At 63.1% G+C, this 15896-nt stretch carries 12 protein-coding genes; 3 read left to right on the plus strand and 9 right to left on the minus strand.

Features of this window, described 5'->3' with window-relative positions; genetic code table 11:
• Positions 1-145: 145 nt before the first annotated feature.
• Positions 146-958 (minus strand): MerR family transcriptional regulator, encoded by an 813-nt coding sequence (locus AC0C6X_RS06060; protein WP_173518561.1) that lies wholly within the window; start codon positions 956-958, stop codon positions 146-148.
• A 228-nt stretch (positions 959-1186) separates the two neighbouring features.
• Between AC0C6X_RS06060 and AC0C6X_RS06065 the strand changes: the two genes are divergently transcribed.
• Together AC0C6X_RS06065 and AC0C6X_RS06070 are read left to right on the plus strand one after the other, a co-directional pair.
• A complete protein-coding gene (locus AC0C6X_RS06065) occupies positions 1187-2455 on the plus strand; it encodes a 4-aminobutyrate--2-oxoglutarate transaminase (protein WP_173518562.1) in 1269 nt (422 codons plus the stop codon).
• A gap of 260 nt (positions 2456-2715) precedes the next feature.
• The gene (locus AC0C6X_RS06070) at positions 2716-4191 is read left to right on the plus strand and encodes an NAD-dependent succinate-semialdehyde dehydrogenase (protein WP_472952230.1); all 1476 of its coding nucleotides are present in this window, start codon (positions 2716-2718) and stop codon (positions 4189-4191) included.
• A gap of 321 nt (positions 4192-4512) precedes the next feature.
• Here AC0C6X_RS06070 and kduD read toward each other — a convergent pair whose 3' ends face one another.
• From kduD to bglB, 8 genes are all read right to left on the minus strand, one after another.
• Positions 4513-5271: a 2-dehydro-3-deoxy-D-gluconate 5-dehydrogenase KduD gene (kduD, locus tag AC0C6X_RS06075; RefSeq protein WP_173518564.1), complete on the minus strand. Its 759-nt coding sequence runs from the start codon at positions 5269-5271 to the stop codon at positions 4513-4515.
• Positions 5255-6340, minus strand: coding sequence for an ABC transporter ATP-binding protein (locus AC0C6X_RS06080; RefSeq protein WP_173518565.1), 1086 nt, complete (start codon positions 6338-6340; stop codon positions 5255-5257). The genes kduD and AC0C6X_RS06080 overlap by 17 nt, the downstream gene beginning before the upstream one ends.
• Positions 6341-6350: 10 nt before the next feature.
• Positions 6351-7403 (minus strand): carbohydrate ABC transporter permease, encoded by a 1053-nt coding sequence (locus tag AC0C6X_RS06085; protein WP_173518566.1) that lies wholly within the window; start codon positions 7401-7403, stop codon positions 6351-6353.
• Complete coding sequence (locus tag AC0C6X_RS06090) at positions 7400-8428, minus strand: carbohydrate ABC transporter permease (protein ID WP_472952232.1); 1029 nt, start codon at positions 8426-8428, stop codon at positions 7400-7402. Before AC0C6X_RS06090 ends, AC0C6X_RS06085 begins: the two co-directional genes overlap by 4 nt.
• Before the next feature lie 207 nt (positions 8429-8635).
• Positions 8636-9904 (minus strand): ABC transporter substrate-binding protein, encoded by a 1269-nt coding sequence (locus AC0C6X_RS06095; RefSeq protein WP_173518568.1) that lies wholly within the window; start codon positions 9902-9904, stop codon positions 8636-8638.
• A gap of 91 nt (positions 9905-9995) precedes the next feature.
• Positions 9996-12482 (minus strand): hypothetical protein, encoded by a 2487-nt coding sequence (locus tag AC0C6X_RS06100; protein WP_472952233.1) that lies wholly within the window; start codon positions 12480-12482, stop codon positions 9996-9998.
• A complete protein-coding gene (gene kduI / locus AC0C6X_RS06105) occupies positions 12479-13315 on the minus strand; it encodes a 5-dehydro-4-deoxy-D-glucuronate isomerase (RefSeq protein WP_173518570.1) in 837 nt (278 codons plus the stop codon). Before kduI ends, AC0C6X_RS06100 begins: the two co-directional genes overlap by 4 nt.
• Positions 13312-14412, minus strand: a complete 1101-nt coding sequence (bglB, locus tag AC0C6X_RS06110) for a beta-galactosidase BglB (protein WP_472952235.1) — start codon at positions 14410-14412, stop codon at positions 13312-13314. Before bglB ends, kduI begins: the two co-directional genes overlap by 4 nt.
• A gap of 115 nt (positions 14413-14527) precedes the next feature.
• Here bglB and AC0C6X_RS06115 point away from each other — a divergent pair, with 115 nt between their 5' ends.
• A complete protein-coding gene (locus AC0C6X_RS06115) occupies positions 14528-15610 on the plus strand; it encodes a LacI family DNA-binding transcriptional regulator (protein WP_472952236.1) in 1083 nt (360 codons plus the stop codon).
• The last annotated feature ends 286 nt before the right edge of the window (positions 15611-15896 follow it).

Below are 15896 nucleotides of genomic sequence, written 5' to 3' on the forward strand. Positions count from 1 at the left end.
TAGGGTCGAATAGGGGCCAAACTTTGACCTCTGATCAGCAACGAGCCGTGGTGCCACCTGGATGGATGAGTGTTGGGACGCCGACGAGTCCGGCCGTCGCCGCGCACCAATGTCGCAAACCTTTGTTTTGCTCCAGCTTCGCGGTTTAGAACGTCGGGGGCGTGTTGACCCAAAGCAACACGGTTTCGCCGTCGTGCCGGTTCGACCAGGCATGACGCCTCTTGCTTTCGAAGTAGAGCGAGTCCCCGACACCGAGGTCATAGAACTGGTCGCTGTCGAGAATGAACTCAACGCGGCCGGAGAGGACGTAGACGAATTCCTCGCCCTCATGCCGATAGGCGCCCTCGCTGGAAGCGCCTGGCTCCAGCACGAAGCGGTGGCAGTCCATCTGATTGCGGCCATCGGCCAGCAGTTGCACGGTGACGCCGGGCGTCGTGCGCGGCCAGGTCCGCCATTCGCCGGCCCGCACCACGGCGCGTGCATCCGCCTCCTCCTCACCGGAAAGGCTGGAAACGGTCGTTCCGAAATATTCGGCGATGTTATGAAGCACGGCCACCGAAACGCCCTGCGACGTGCGCTCCAAGGTCGAAAGCACCGATGCGGCGATGCCGATGTCGCCGGCCACCTGCTCCAGGGTCTTGCCGGCCGCATGCCTGAGGCTCCTGAGCTTGCGTCCCACCTGGTTGTCGGTGCCGTCACCGGTCGTCGTTCCGCTGTGGTCTTCCGCGGCACCTTCCGCTTCGAGCGCCTGGCGGATCGCCGCCGGATTGAGGCCGCGTTCCGCGCGAAACCAGGCGATGCGCTTCAACCGGGCAAGATCGCTCTCGGTATATTGCCGATGCCCCGTCGGCGAGCGCTCGGGCACGACAAGCCCTTGCGTCTCCCACAGCCTCAGCGTCGAAGCGGAAACCCCCGCCAGACGTGCTGCTTCGGCAACCTTGTAGCGCACCGCGCCCATTCTCCGTTTCCTTCACTAACCGTCGGCGCCTGCACGAATCCGTGCCGTGCCGAAGCGTCGGCAACCTTAGCCGCCGCGATCGAGATATGACAAGAACAGCGCATCAGCGCCCGTGTTCTCTCGATCACCAAATTTGATTTGCAATCGACAGTGAAAGGTGTACCACTTCCTGAATAAACTTGCAGAAAAAATGCAACATATTGACTCCAGACGTAACAGGAACGCGCCATGACCAGCCTTACCGACCGCAAGAATGCCGCCATTTCCCGTGGCGTCGGCATGACCACCCAGATTTATGCCGATCGCGCGGAAAACTCGGAAATCTGGGATAAGGAGGGCAATCGCTACATCGACTTCGCCTCCGGGATTGCCGTCGTCAACACGGGTCATCGTCACCCGAAGGTCGTCGAAGCGGTCAAAGCGCAGCTCGATCGCTTCACGCATACCTGCCATCAGGTCGTTCCCTACGAATCCTATGTACACCTCGCCGAGCGCCTGAACGCATTGACCCCCGGCAACTTCGCCAAGAAGACGATCTTCGTGACCACCGGTGCGGAGGCTGTCGAAAACGCCGTCAAGATCGCCCGCGCCTCGACCGGACGCCAGGCGGTCATCGCCTTTACCGGCGGCTTCCACGGCCGCACCTTCATGGGCATGGCGCTCACCGGCAAGGTCGTTCCCTACAAGGTCGGCTTCGGCGCGATGCCGGGCGACGTCTTCCACGCCCCCTTCCCGATCGAGTTGCACGGCATCACCGTCGAACAGTCGCTGGCGGCGCTGAAGAAGCTCTTCGCCGCCGACGTCGATCCGGGCCGCGTCGCCGCCATCATCCTGGAGCCGGTACAGGGCGAAGGCGGTTTCTACCCCGCTCCCACCGCCTTCATGAAGGCGCTGCGCGAAATCTGCGACCAGCACGGCATCCTGCTCATTGCCGACGAAGTCCAGACCGGCTTTGCGCGTACCGGCAAGATGTTCGCAATGGAACACCACGACGTCGCGCCCGATCTCATCACCATGGCGAAGAGCCTCGCCGGCGGCTTCCCGCTGGCCGCCGTCACTGGCCGCGCCGAGGTCATGGATGCGCCGGCCCCCGGCGGCCTTGGTGGCACCTATGGCGGCAATCCCCTCGGCATTGCAGCTGCGCATGCGGTGCTTGACGTCATCGCCGAGGAGAAGCTCTGCGAACGGGCCGAGCAACTCGGCGGCCGGCTCAAGCAGCGCCTCGCCGCCATCCGCGAGCAGGCACCGGAGATCGCCGACATCCGTGGGCCCGGCTTCATGAACGCCGTCGAGTTCAACGACGTGAAGACCAACCTGCCGAGCGCCGACTTCGCCAACAAGGTGCGGCTAATCGCTCTGGAAAAAGGCCTGATCCTCTTGACCTGCGGCGTGCACGGCAACGTCATTCGCTTCCTGGCGCCGATCACCATTCAGGACGAAGTCTTCGCCGAAGCGCTCGACATTCTGGAAGCATCGATCCTCGCGGCGCGTGGTTGACGCCCGGCCGGGCGACCGCTAACGCGGTTGCCCGGTGCATAATTCCTTGGATCAGGATCGACTTAGGGACAAAATTATGCAGCAATTCAACGGACTACAGCAGCGACCTTAGCGCGTATTGAAAGACGCGCCGCGCTGTGGGTGCCGTGCGCCAATTCAGGCGCGCAAAGCTCGGGTGCCGGCGTCGATCGGCACTCGCAAGAACAAGCAAAAGCGGGCCTGCCGCCTCGCGGTGGGCCATCGCCGGAGGATGCCCGCCAATGACCTTGACCCCCGCCTTGACCAAGCACTTGCGCGCCGTCGAACTGTTCGCGCCGCTTCCCACAATCGCGCATGCCGCCAAAGGCTGGACCGGCGCAACCTTCGACGTCTTCAATCCGTCTACCGGCGAACTGCTGGCAACCCTTCCGGACATGGGCATCGAAGAGGCCCATGTGGCGATCGAGGCTGCCGCAAGGGCGCAAATCCTCTGGGCGGCAAAACCTGCCAAGGACCGAAGCGCCGTGCTTCGGCGCTGGCATGACCTGATCGTCGGACACGCCGACGATCTCGCCGCTATCCTGACGGCCGAGATGGGCAAGCCGATCGCCGAATCGAAGGGCGAGGTGCTGCACGCGGCGGCCTATGTCGAATGGTACGCGGAAGAGGCGAAGCGCATCTATGGCGAGACCTTCCCGGCACCGGCAAACGACCGCCGCATGCTCGTCATCAAGCAGCCCGTCGGCGTCGTCGGCACCATCACGCCCTGGAACTTCCCGGCCTCGATGGTGGCACGGAAGATCTCGCCGGCGCTTGCCGCCGGCTGCACCATCGTCTTGAAGCCCGCCGAGCAGACCCCGCTCGTTGCCGGCGCCATGTTCGTACTCGCCGAAAAGGCCGGCTTCCCCGCGGGCGTCGTCAACCTTATCTATGCCGCGGAAGGTGCCGCGATCGGACGCGAACTCTGCAGCAATCCAAAGGTCCGCAAGATCAGCTTCACCGGCTCGACCGAAGTCGGGCGGCTGTTGATGCGACAATGCTCCGACCAGATCAAGAAGGTCAGCCTTGAGCTTGGCGGCAACGCCCCCTTCATCGTTTTCGACGACGCCGATATCGACGAAGCCGTAGATGGCGCAGTCCAGGCGAAGTTCCGCAATGCCGGCCAGACCTGCGTCTCGGCCAACCGCATCTATGTGCAATCGGGCGTGCATGACGCCTTTGCCGAGAAATTCGTCCGGCGCGTTGCCGAATTGAGTGTCGGCGATGGCTTCACCCCGGACATCACCATCGGCCCGATGATCGACAAGCACGCGATCGAGAAGATCGAGGCCCATGTCGCCGACGCCGTTGCCAAGGGTGCCAAGGTGCGCGCCGGCGGCCACCGGATCGGCACGTCAGGCACCTTCTTCGAGCCGACCGTCCTCACCGGCATTTCGACCGACATGCGTGTTGCTCAGGAAGAGACCTTCGGTCCGATCGCCCCGATCATCCGCTTCGACACGGCCGAGCAGGTGATCGCCGAGGCCAACGACACGATCTATGGTCTCGCGGCATACTTCTATGCCGAGAACCTGAAACGGGTCTGGCATGTGGCCGAGGCGCTGGAATACGGCATGGTCGGCATCAACACCGGCCGCATGTCCTCGGAGGCCGCCCCCTTCGGCGGCATCAAGCAATCGGGCATCGGCCGCGAGGGCTCACGCCACGGGCTCGAAGACTATCTCGAGATGAAATATCTCTGCATGGGCAACATCTGATCTACCCCGCAAACAGGCGGGCAAGAGCTGAAGCACGAGACATCTACCTTGCAGTTCTGGAATTAAACTCCATAAATGCAAGGATGTTCGAGCGCCGGATAACCACTGGAAACGCTTCTGGAGTTGTGCCCTACGGCGTCACGCAAATGAACGTATAGCGTACGGCAGCAGGCGCCGAAATCGATCTCCTGATAACGCCCGCGGGTCGGCGGCCGTGGGCAATCGAGATCAAACGTACCCTCACCCCAAAACTCGCTTCCTGCAAACCGGCAGGGCGTGGACAGATATTGCTCCCAGCTTTGCGGCCGCCGATGCCGACGTCTACCGGACCAGCCAGCCGCCGTCGACGGGTAACACCGTTCCGGTGACATAGCGGGAGGCAGGCGCGGCAAAGAACAGCACGGCGGTTGCCAGGTCGTCTGGCGTCCCCCAGCGCCCCATGGGGATGCGCGCGGAGATCTGCGCGTTACGATCAGGATCGTTGCGAAGCGCCTCGGTATTGTCGGTCGCCATGTAGCCCGGCGCTATCGCATTGACGGTTATGCGCTGCGGCGCCAGTTCGTTGGCCATGGCCTTGGTAAGGCCGGCAATTCCGTGCTTCGAGGCGGCATAGGCCGGCACGCGGATGCCGCCCTGGAAGGTCAGCATCGAGGCGACATTGACGATCCGGCCTTCCCGTCCGGTCTCCACCATGTGGCGCGCAACGGCCTGCGACAGCAGAAAAGCCGCCTTCAGGTTGACGTCGAGCACACGGTCCCAATCCTCCTCGGAATAGTCGAGCAGGTCGGCGCGACGGATGATTCCGGCATTGTTGACGAGGATGTCGATACCGCCGAGCGTGGCGGTGATTTCGGCGACGATCCTGGCTGCATCGAAGCGCTTGGAGAGGTCGACCGTCAGTTCGTGAAAGCGCACGCCCGCGTCCCGGACCAGCGCCGCCGTCTCGGGCATCGGCGAGGAACCGAGGGCGGCGATATCGGCGCCGGCGCGTGCCAGTGCGAGCGCCATGCCCTGGCCAAGGCCAGTTCGGGCGCCTGTAACGAGAGCGGTCTTGCCGGTGAGATCAAACAGCGCGTTCAAGGCGAAGCCCCTTGTCGTTGAAGAGATGGATGGGGGCGGCGGTCAGCGACAACCTGATATCGGCGCCGGGTGCCAAGTCATGCTGGCCGGGAGCGACGACCAGCAGCTTCTGACCGGCGACATCGGCGTGCAGCACGGTTTCTGAGCCGAGCGCTTCGACGAGGCGGATCTTCGCGGGAATGCTATTTTCGCCGGCATCAAGCGTGATGTGCTGCGGCCGAACACCGAGGGTGATCGGAGCGCCGGCTGCGAACGCGCGGTTCTCGATCGGAACCTGCAGCTGATGACCGCCCTTCAGCGTCGCGACAGCCGTGCCGGAACCGGCTGCTTCGAGCGTACCTTCAAGGAAGTTCATGTGCGGAGAGCCGATGAAGCCGGCAACGAAACGGTTTGCGGGCCTGTTGTAGAGTTCGAGCGGCGTGCCGATCTGCTCGATGCGGCCGGCACGCAAGACGACGATGCGGTCGGCGAGCGTCATCGCCTCGACCTGATCGTGCGTCACGTAGATCATCGTTGCCGAGAGACGTGCATGCAGGGCCGCGAGTTCGGCGCGGGTGGAGCCGCGCAGTTCTGCGTCGAGGTTTGACAACGGTTCGTCGAGCAGGAAAGCGACCGGGCGACGAACAATGGCGCGACCGATTGCGACGCGCTGGCGCTGGCCGCCCGAGAGCTGCCCGGGGCGGCGCTCGAGATAGGCTTCGATTTCCAGCATGCGCGCGGCTTCCGCGATGCGCTCGGCGATTTCCGCCTTCGGCATGCGGGTGTTTTCGAGGCCGAAGGCGAGGTTCTGGCGCACGCTCATATGCGGATAGAGCGCATAGGACTGGAACACCATGGCAAGGCCGCGGTCGGCGGCCGGTACGTCGTTGACCACCTTGCCGTCGATCGAAAGTTCACCACCAGTCGGCTTTTCCAGCCCGGCGATCATGCGCAGGAGCGTGGATTTGCCGCAGCCGGATGGGCCGACGAAGACCACGAACTCGCCGTCTTGGATCTCCAGGTTGATGTCATGAAGCACGTCGACGGCGCCGAACGACTTGGTCACACTGGTTAGCTTGATGTGGCCCATGGTGCCCCCCTTATTTCAGTCCGGTGCCGGCGATGCCGGTGGTGATGAAGCGTTGCAGGAAGATGAAGACGAGCACGACCGGGATCATGGTCACGACCGTCATGGCGAGAATGAAATGCCACTGCACGTTCAGCTCGCCAGAATAGATACTCAAGCCCACCTGCAGTGTGTAAAGTTCCTTGCGCGAGAGCACGATCAGCGGCCAGAGGAAGTCGTTCCAGCGCCAGACAACCGAGAAGATCGCGAGCACGGCGAGCGCCGGTGCCGTCAGCGGCAGAATGATGCGCCAGTAGATCTGCCACTCCGACGCCTTGTCCATCCGTGCCGCGTCGATCAACTCGTCTGGGATGGTCAGCATGTATTGCCGTAGAATGAAGACTCCGGTCGGTGTGGCGACCGTCGGCAGGATCACGCCCCAGAGATTGTTGAAGAGGCCGAGCGCCGAGACGATCGAATAGAGCGGCACCATGATCACCGAGAGCGGCACCATGAGGGTGGCGAGGATCAACAGCATCGCGAACGTCCGGCCGCGGAATTCGTATTTGCTGAGCGCGAAGGCAGCCATCGAGTTGACGATGAGCGTGATCAGCGTCGCCGTCACCGTCACGAACACGGAATTCCAGAGATAGCGGACGAAGTCGAAATGGGTGAAGGGCTCGCTGTAGTTCGACGTCGCGAAGGACATCGTGCGCACCGGCGTACGCTCGGCGATCTTGACCTTGACGATCTCGGTCGGCTTCTCGGGTGAAACCATCTGGCTGACAATGCCGATGCGGCGGACCTCGGCGAGCACCTTCTTGCTGCCATCCGGCATGGTCACCTCGTAGAGGTCGAGCGGCTTGTCGTAGCCTTCGATCGTCGCCTTCTGGGTCACATAGGGCATGATCGAAGGCGGGAATTCGGCAAGGGCCGCCGGCGACTTGAAGGAGGAACCAACGAGCCAGACAGCCGGGCCGAACATGATGAAGAGACCGCCGATCAGCCAGACCCAGGTGAAGATGTCGGTCCAGTGCCAGCCGTTGCGGCCGCGGCGGCGAAAGATGAATTCGGCAAGGCGGCTCATTTGCGGGCTCCCTTCTTCTCGCCTTTACGGCCAAGGCCGAGCTGGACCAGGGTGAGCACAACCAGCACGCCGCCCATCAGGATCGATGCGGCTGCGGCAAGCCCGGGATTACGCAACTGAGTCGCGAAGCCGGTCTCGTAGATGTATTGCGTGATGTAGAGCGTGCTGGTGCCTGGGCCGCCTCCGGTCAGCACGTAGACCTCGTCGAAGATCTGCACGGCGCGGATCAGGACGAGCACGATGACGACGAGCAGGTTGGGCATCAGGAGCGGCAAAGTGATGCGCCAGAAGGCACGCGCCGGACGGGTGCCGTCCATCTCGGCCGCCTCATAGAGATCCTTCGGGATCGCCTGCAGGCCGGCAAGCAGGATCAGCGTGTAGAAGCCCATATGCGCCCAGATCGAAACGCCGACGGTTGCGGCAAAGGACCAATTGCGGTCGTTGAGCCAGGTGTAGGGCCCAAAGCCCAGGCCGTAGAGACCGAAGTTGAGCAGGCCCTGGCGCTGCAGGATCCACTTCCAGATCAAGCCGACAACAACGGGCGACAGCAGCACCGGGAAGAAGAACACCGCTCGCCAGAAGCTGCGCGCCATCAGATCGCGATTGAGGATCAGGGCGGTCACCAGCGAAAAGAGGATCATCAGGGTGACCTGCAGCACCACAAACCAGGCCGTGTTGCCGACGGCCGTCCAGAAGGTGTCTTCCGCGCAGGAGTTCGGGTCGGCGTAGTTCGCGCAATCGAAGAGGCGCGCATATTGATCGCCTCCAACGAAGCTCCGGTCGGGCAGGAAAAGGGCCGTGCCGCCGGTCATGGAATAGGCGAAGTTGATGAAGAAGGGCAGCAGCACGAATATGCCGAAGATCAGCATGTTCGGCAGCAGGAAAAAGGTCGCCATGCCGCCGATGCCGAGCCGGCGCTGCACGAAGCGCAGTGGCGCATCGATGGCGGCCATCGCCAGACGAACGGGCACCATCGCCGTTTCCCCCAGGCCGGATCCGCTTCCCTTTGGAACATCTGCCTTCATTCCTGGCTCCTCCCCCACCGATCACGCGCTACTATGTATGCAGCTATCGCTGCCGGGATAACTTTCGCCTCGCCGAAGGGCGGGCTGCCGGGGCATGTTGCTTCGTGCGCTTGCGCAAGAACGCGACGCTGCCCGCTGTGATACGCGAGGTGACCCCGCCGGCACGATGCTTCATGCCGGCGGACATCGGGTATCGATGGCTCCGCTTCAGTTCCCGCTATCTTTCACCTTCGTGGCGATATCCGAGTCGATGCGGGCAAAGGCCTCGTCTACCGTCATCTCGCCAGCAGCCGCCTGGCTGACACGGGTGACCAGCGCGCCATAGACGGCATCGGACCACAGCCAGCCGGGTAGCTTGCGCGCAACGTCGGAAAGCGACGTGCTCGCTTCGACGAAGGCATTGAGCGCGGCCTTCGCCTGGGCGTCATCGGTCTTGAAGTCGAGCCCCTTGGCGAGAACACCCTTATGCGCAGGCAGGAACAGGGTTCGCTCGGAAAACTCCTTCACGATCGGCTCGCTCGCAAGGTAGTCCATCACCTTGGCGACTTCCTTCGGGTTCTTGGTGTACTTGACCGCAACCAGACCGGCGCCGCCGGTCATGCCGGTGCAGTTCGCCGGGCCGCAGGGGCTGCCGGTGGCCACCCAATCGAAGTTGGTGCCGATCTTGGTCGAGAAGTTCGGAACTTGCCAGGAACCGGAATAATAATAGACCAGCTGGCCGTTGATGAAGTCGTCGGCGGCCGCTCGGTAGGTCGAGCCTGCGGCCGAAACCCAGACGTCCTTGCTCATCGTGCCGTCGGCAACCCAGCCGACGAAGGTCTTCAGGAAGTTCTTCGTGCCTTCGTCCAGCGGCGCCGGCTTTCCGTCAGAGCCGATATAGTTGCCGCCATAGGCGAGGTTCGGGCCGCTGAGGCGATGGCCGGAGCGGTCGAGCGCCATCGGGAACGGCACCTGCTGGTTTTCGGCCACCTGCTTGGCCGCCTTCGCCCAATCGTCCCAGGTCGCGTCCTTGCCGGGGATCGCGACGCCGGCCTGCTCGAACAGCGTCTTGTTGGCAAAACCGCCGGCGATCGTGATCTGGGTCATGAAGCCGGAGATCTGGTTCGAGCCGTCGGGGCGCATCCAGTCGGCCTGCGCGCCGAAATTTTCGTCCCAATAGGCGGGATCAGCAACCAGTGGGCGAAGATCGAGCCAGTGCTGGCTCTGGGCCTTGAGGTTGGTGACGCGGGCGATATCCGGGCCGTTGCCGGCTTCGAGCTGTACCGGCAGCTGCTCCTTGACGACGCTGTAGGAGACGTTGTCGAGGATCACGTTGATCCCGGGGTTCTCCTTCATGAAGCGATCTAGCAGGTCCTTCAGCACCTCGCCCTCGACGCCATCGGAATACCACATGATGCGCACGTCGCCAGCCATTGCCGCCGTCGACGTCAGAAGCCCGACGGCAAGCGCCGCGAGCATCGTTTTGGTCTTCTTCATTGTCCTTCTCCTCCACTTATCCATAGACGAGCGTCCTCCCGCTCGTTTGGGACGGCGCCGGCTCTCCCGGCCGGCGCAATTCCTGGTACCGTTACCGGGCGGCGAGCATGGTCGCCTCGCCGGCAACGGTGAAATCCTTGGTGGCGATCGTGCGCCCTTCCGCTTCGATCGAACCGTCCTGGCGGAAGACGACGCGGCCATAGTCGGGATCGTTGACGACAAGAGATCCGTTACCGGCTTCCTCGACCGCAAGAGCAGCAAATCTGGCTTCCGCGCCGGCGAGATCGGTGGCCTCGCAGACCCGGACAATCCAGCGCGTCCTGTGTCCGGCCTGGTGCAGCTCCGCATTGGCTGATGGGCCCTCGACAACCGGGACCAGTTCATTGCCGCCGATCAGGACAACGGCGCCGCGGCCGCTGCGCGCCAACGCCAGCCTGCCCTCGACCTTGCTTTCGTCGAACTCGGCGACCGGGAACCACGCATGGGTGAAATCCGGCTGCTCGCTGACGGTCGCAAAGTCGAGTACGGCCAGCCCCCTGTACTGGTGGGCACGAGGGAGGGTGCCGCAACCACCCCAATAGGATGGCCGGCCGTACCCGAACTGAATGGTTTCGCCCGGATGATTGATCCAGATCGCCGCCTCGGGGCGCTGGCCAAGGCGCAGGTGCAACACCGTTTCCTGGTAGCCCCACTCGTTCCAGCGATAATGCGCAGCCGAGCCCATGGCGAAGTGGCGGCCCTTGTAATGATAAAGCGCAGCAAAGCGGTTTTCTCCCTGGGCGAAACGCCATTCCTGGTGGCGAGCCTCGTCCTGGTGGCAGGCGACCGCAGCCAGTGTTTCCGGCACGACGAGGCCGTGGTCACGCAGGCAGACGGCAAGCTGTGGCAGCGAGTGGACGCGACGCCCGTACCAGCCCTTGCCCCAGAGCAGGCGGGCAACGCCCGAAAGTTCAAGCGAGCGGCCGGCGCAGAGCGTGTGCTCGTAGGAGCGACCTTGGGCTGCCGTTACCATGCCATGATGGGCCGAGCGGGCGATGATCTCGCAGAGACGGACAATACCGTTCTTGGAGCGGTCGGCGATATCGGCATCCGGCGATAGTGCGGCGAGCGCCGTCAGGCCCTTGAGGTCGATCGGGAAATAGGGCGCGGAGTTGAATTCCGCCATTTCCCAGGCCTCGAAGTGATCGAGCCAGGCGCGAACGCGGGCAGCACCAACGGCGCTCTGCTCGCTTCCCTTGCGGCCCGAGCGGCGGAAGGTCGCCTCGGGGAAGAGGTGGCCGGCAAGATAGGCCGCGGTGTGGAACAGCAGCGCGTGGTTTTCGGAGAAGTACCACTGCACGTCGTTGCCGGGTTCATCCATCCAGTAGCGGAAGTTCAAGATCGCTTGATCGATGCGGCCGCGGGTCGCCTCTCCAATGTCGCCGCCCCAGGCGGTGCGCGACCAGATGAGCGGTACCAGCGAGAAGTCGGCGCAGTCATGGCAATCCTCGATCGAGGGCAGAATCTCCTCGATCATCGCGTCCGTGTCGGCACCGCCGCGGCCGCTGGCGAGCCGCGCAAAGGCGCGGACCGTGTCACGTTCCGAGAAATCGGAAATCTCATCAAGCGTCTCGGTGATGCGGGCGGCGAGCGTTTCGGGAGATTTTCCCTGGCGGCCGGCATGGCAGATCTCGACACCGAGCGAGCGCGAGGCGACGAAGCCGTCGGCGTTGAGCGTGATGCGGAAATGGCGGAAATCCGCCGGGGTGTCCTCGGATGGGCCGATCGTCAACTTCTTGTCGCCGGCCTTCATCACGAAGTCGTGGTCGAAGCGTTCGGTCGACATGAAGTCACCTTCGACCGCGACATTGACCTTCACGTCGAGCGGCAGGGCGGCGGCGAAGAGAAGCGTGATGTCGCCCTCGAAATAGGCGGTACGGTCAAAATGCATGCCGTCGAGTGCAGCTTCGATGTCGGCGGCCGCTTCGCTCGGGCATGGGACAGGAAGCGCCACGCGCGCCGCCGGGCCGGAGAGATAATCGAACTGGAAGAAGTAGCGCGCGTCGCGTTCGGCGAGGTCGTCGAAGAAGATCGTGACCTCGTTGAGACCGGCGTCGAGCGGCAGCTCGAATTCGGCCTTGGCCTCGAGGTTGCGGCTATAGGGCGCCATCCAGCCGATCTCGGTGCCGTTCAGGAAGAGCACCGCGCCACCGCAGGTGCCGAGGCGGATCTTGGCGGTGCCCGCCGTTTCTGCCTCGATCGAGGTGCGGGCCCAGGTCGCAAGTCGTGTCGGCCGGAACCAGAAACCGGAGAGATCGAGCCGCGGCGAGCCGAAGGGCAGCCACCAGCGCGTGGCTTCGAACGCGCCGCGAACCTCCGGCCGCTTGCCGCGATAGGTCTCAGCGAAGATCGTCCGGCAGGGATACTCGTGCGGAATGAAATTCTTGTGTTTGGTCAGGAAGAAGAAGGGGTCCATTTCGCCCTTCATCGGCTGATCCGGCACGTCGAAGCGTTCCTCGGCGATCGCACCAAGCTGCCAGTAGCCGATGGCCTGGCCCGGAACGAGGCTCTTCTTCAGATGGAAAATCGTATCGCTCATTTCAGCTCAGCCAAGGCTACGGGGGTGACGTCGTTGTATTCCTGGTTTTCGCCGGTCATACCCCAGACGAAGGCGTAAGGGCCGGTGCCGGCGCCCATGTGGATAGACCAGGCCGGAGACAGCACCGCGTCACCGTCGGCGACGATCAGGTGCCGCGTTTCGTCAGGCTCTCCCATCACGTGGACGATCCGGTCCTCGGGGGCCATGTCGAAGTAGCAATAGGCTTCCATCCGCCGCTCGTGCACATGCGGCGGCATGGTGTTCCAGGCGCTGCCCTCGGCCAGATCGGTAATGCCCATCAAAAGCAGGCAGGAAGGCATGACTTCCGGATGGATGTACATGACGAGGCGGCGCTTGTTCGAGCGCTTGACGTCGCCAAGCTCCAGCGCCTTTGCTTCCGCCCTCTTGATCAGCCGGTGCGGCAGATCGGCGCCGGCGGGCACGGAGTTCATGTAGAAGCGTGCCGGTTTATCGGCGGTTTCGCTCGAAACGACGATCTCCTTCGCGCCGCGCCCGATATAGAGCACGTCGCGATTTTCGAGCACGAAGCTCTTGCCGTCGACGGTAATCGTGCCGGTGCCACCGAGATTGGCAATGCCCATCTCGCGGGCCGTAAGCAGATAGGGCGTGCCGATATCGGCGCCGGAGCCGAAGGAAACGCTTTTCGTCTTCGGCATCGCGCCGCCGAGGATCAGCCGGTCGACATGGGTATAGGTGAAGTTCACCGTATCAGCGGCAAAGAGGTCGCTGATCAGGAACTCGCGCCGAAGCCGCGCCGTGTCGTAAGCCTTGATGTCTTCGGGATTGGCCCCGTAGAGAACCTTCATCGTCATGCTGCCTGTCCTTCCGCGCCGACATGCTGCAGGGCCTCGCAGAGGCACAGGATTGCCAGTGCCTGGCCGTAGCCGGTCGGCTGAATTGGGATGTCCTTGTAGAATTGCAGGTCGTGGCCCATGCGCGTTCCATAGGAGACGTTGAGCACAGTGCCGCTTTCATCGATGTTGTGCATTACCGCCTCAAGCGCACGCATGCCGGCGGCTCTCCAGGCGGGCGTGCCGTAACCGAGGCGGTAGCCCTTGAGCAGGCCGTAGCCGATGCCAGCCGTTGCAGAGATCTCTTCATAAGATGAAGCGTCGTCGAGCAGCGTACGCCATGCCCCGGAGGTCGTCTGCAGCGGCAGCAGCGCCTCGACTTGAGTGACGAGCACCCCGCGCAGGTACTCCTTGACCGGAGCGGCGATCTCCGCGAGGTCGAAGAGGTCGAGTATGCCGGCGGTGATCCAGGCATTGCCGCGAGCCCAGCGGGCGCGGGCGAAATTGTGCCGGCCATCGAAGGTCCAGCCGTGGAACCAGAGACCTGACTGGGTATCGGCGAGATAGCGGGCATGGACAAGGAACTGCCGTGACGCCTCGTCGACGAGTTCCCGCCGGCCGCTTACCTGGCCGTAGGAAGCGAGGAAGAGGGCGACCATGTAAAGCGTGTCGTCCCAGAGCTCGTTGTCGTTGACCTTGTCGGAGACGTGATGCTCGAAACCGCCTTCGGGCGTCCGGCCCATTTCGTTCACGACCCGGTTCGCCCACTCGTCGAGCAGCGGCTTCCAGCGCGGGTTTCCGGTTTTAGCCCAGAGCACCGAGAGGCCGAGCATGGGTGCGGTCGTGTTGACATTGAGCTCCGGAAGGCCGGCGGCAAGGCGCCCTTCGTACCAGCTCTCGATGAGCTCCCGGATGTCGTCGCGGCCGGTAAACAGCCAGAGCTTGATCAGGCCGTAAAGGCCGACGCCCTGCGGCCACTCCCAACTGTCGAAACTGATGTAGTCGCCCGCTGTCCCGTCGAGATTCGGTTCGTCGAAGCGGCCGTCGTGCTTGAGACCGGTCATGCCGCCGACAAGGCGATCGAGACCCATGCGAATATCGTGGGCGTTGAGGCCCATGGCACTCCTCCTCCTTAAGCCGCTCTTCCCTCGGCTTCTTGAGGAGATAAAGGCATGACGTTTCTTCTTGCGCAACATGAAAATTTTTCCCATTATCGCGACTATGGAGGATCGCATGGTCGCAAAACCGCTGCCGGGCAAGCGTGGCAAGAAAAGCAAGAAGGTTCGGCTGGAGGATATCGCCGAAGCCTGTGGTGTTTCCTTGAGTACCGCTTCCCGGGCGCTTGCCGGGGAAAAGGGCGTGCGCGCGGAAATCCGCCAGCGGGTGCTGGAGGCGGCGAAGAACGCGAACTACATGATCCCGACGGCCGTCGCCGGACAGAAGGTCATCGTTGCCGCATCGAGCGCTGCGATGATCGACTATGTGCGCAACCAGTTTACCCACTACGTGCTGGAAGGCTTGAAGGAGCGGGCCCAGGCGCTCGACCTAGAAATCGTCACCCGGCCTATCGCGAACCAGAGCGAAGAACTGGCGGTACTCGCCGAGGCAGAGGAGGACGAACAGGTCGCGGGCCTTCTGTTTCTCACGATCGACGACGAGGGGATGCTTGCCGCCACCCGCAGTTTCGACAAGCCGGTCGTGCTGTTGAACAGCGACGACCCATATATGCGACTATCGAGCGTCACCCCCTGCAATCGCTCGAGCGCGCGGCTTGCGACCGACCATCTGATCGAGCTTGGGCACCAGCGCATCCTGTTCCTGATGCGGCCGGGGCGCCGCACGATCGAGCGGCGGTACGAAGGCTGGCGCGATGGACTGCTGGCGAAGGGCTTGCCTGTCGATGACGACATGCTCGTCACCGTCGAAGACTGGCTCCCGGAACTGGCAATGCAGGCGATCATGCAGCGGATCGGCGACCGGGGCCTGGATTTCACCGCGGTGCTCGCGGCCGGCGACAGCTTGGCCGTCGGCGCCATGCTGGGCATTCAGCAGAAGGGCTTTTCGGTTCCGGGCGACGTCTCCGTCATGGGCATGGACGACCTGCCACAAGCGGCGTTCCTCAACCCGCCATTGACCACAATGCATATCCCGATGCGCGAGATTGGTTCGGTCGCACTCGACCTTTTGCGCGACACACTCTCTGGCATTCCGGCACCGCCGCGGCGGGTGGAGCTTGCCTGTCATTTGGTCGAGCGCTCGTCTACCGGCACCGCTCGGTCTATTGGACCCCTGGCCCGCCGATCCTCAGGTGCCTAAGGTCTTCGTGCGTCCTTACAATCTGGGCGCCCGCTCGATCCATGGCACACCTCGTCTCGCGAATGCGGAGGACGGTCTTAGTTGCCTGCGCCACCCTTCACCATTTCGCGCAACGCATCTTCACCTCGCACGCCGGTTCGAAAGAGCTCTATCAGCGTTCGGGCAAGCATGTCCGCTTCGTCACTGTCGCTTGCTATGCGTCTCGCTTCCAATTCACGATCCAATATTCGTTGGAGCGTATCGAGATCATCAGACGAGAGTGGAAGGGAATAGAAGCCGGTGCTGG

This window comes from Ensifer sp. VA4 (assembly GCF_055710065.1).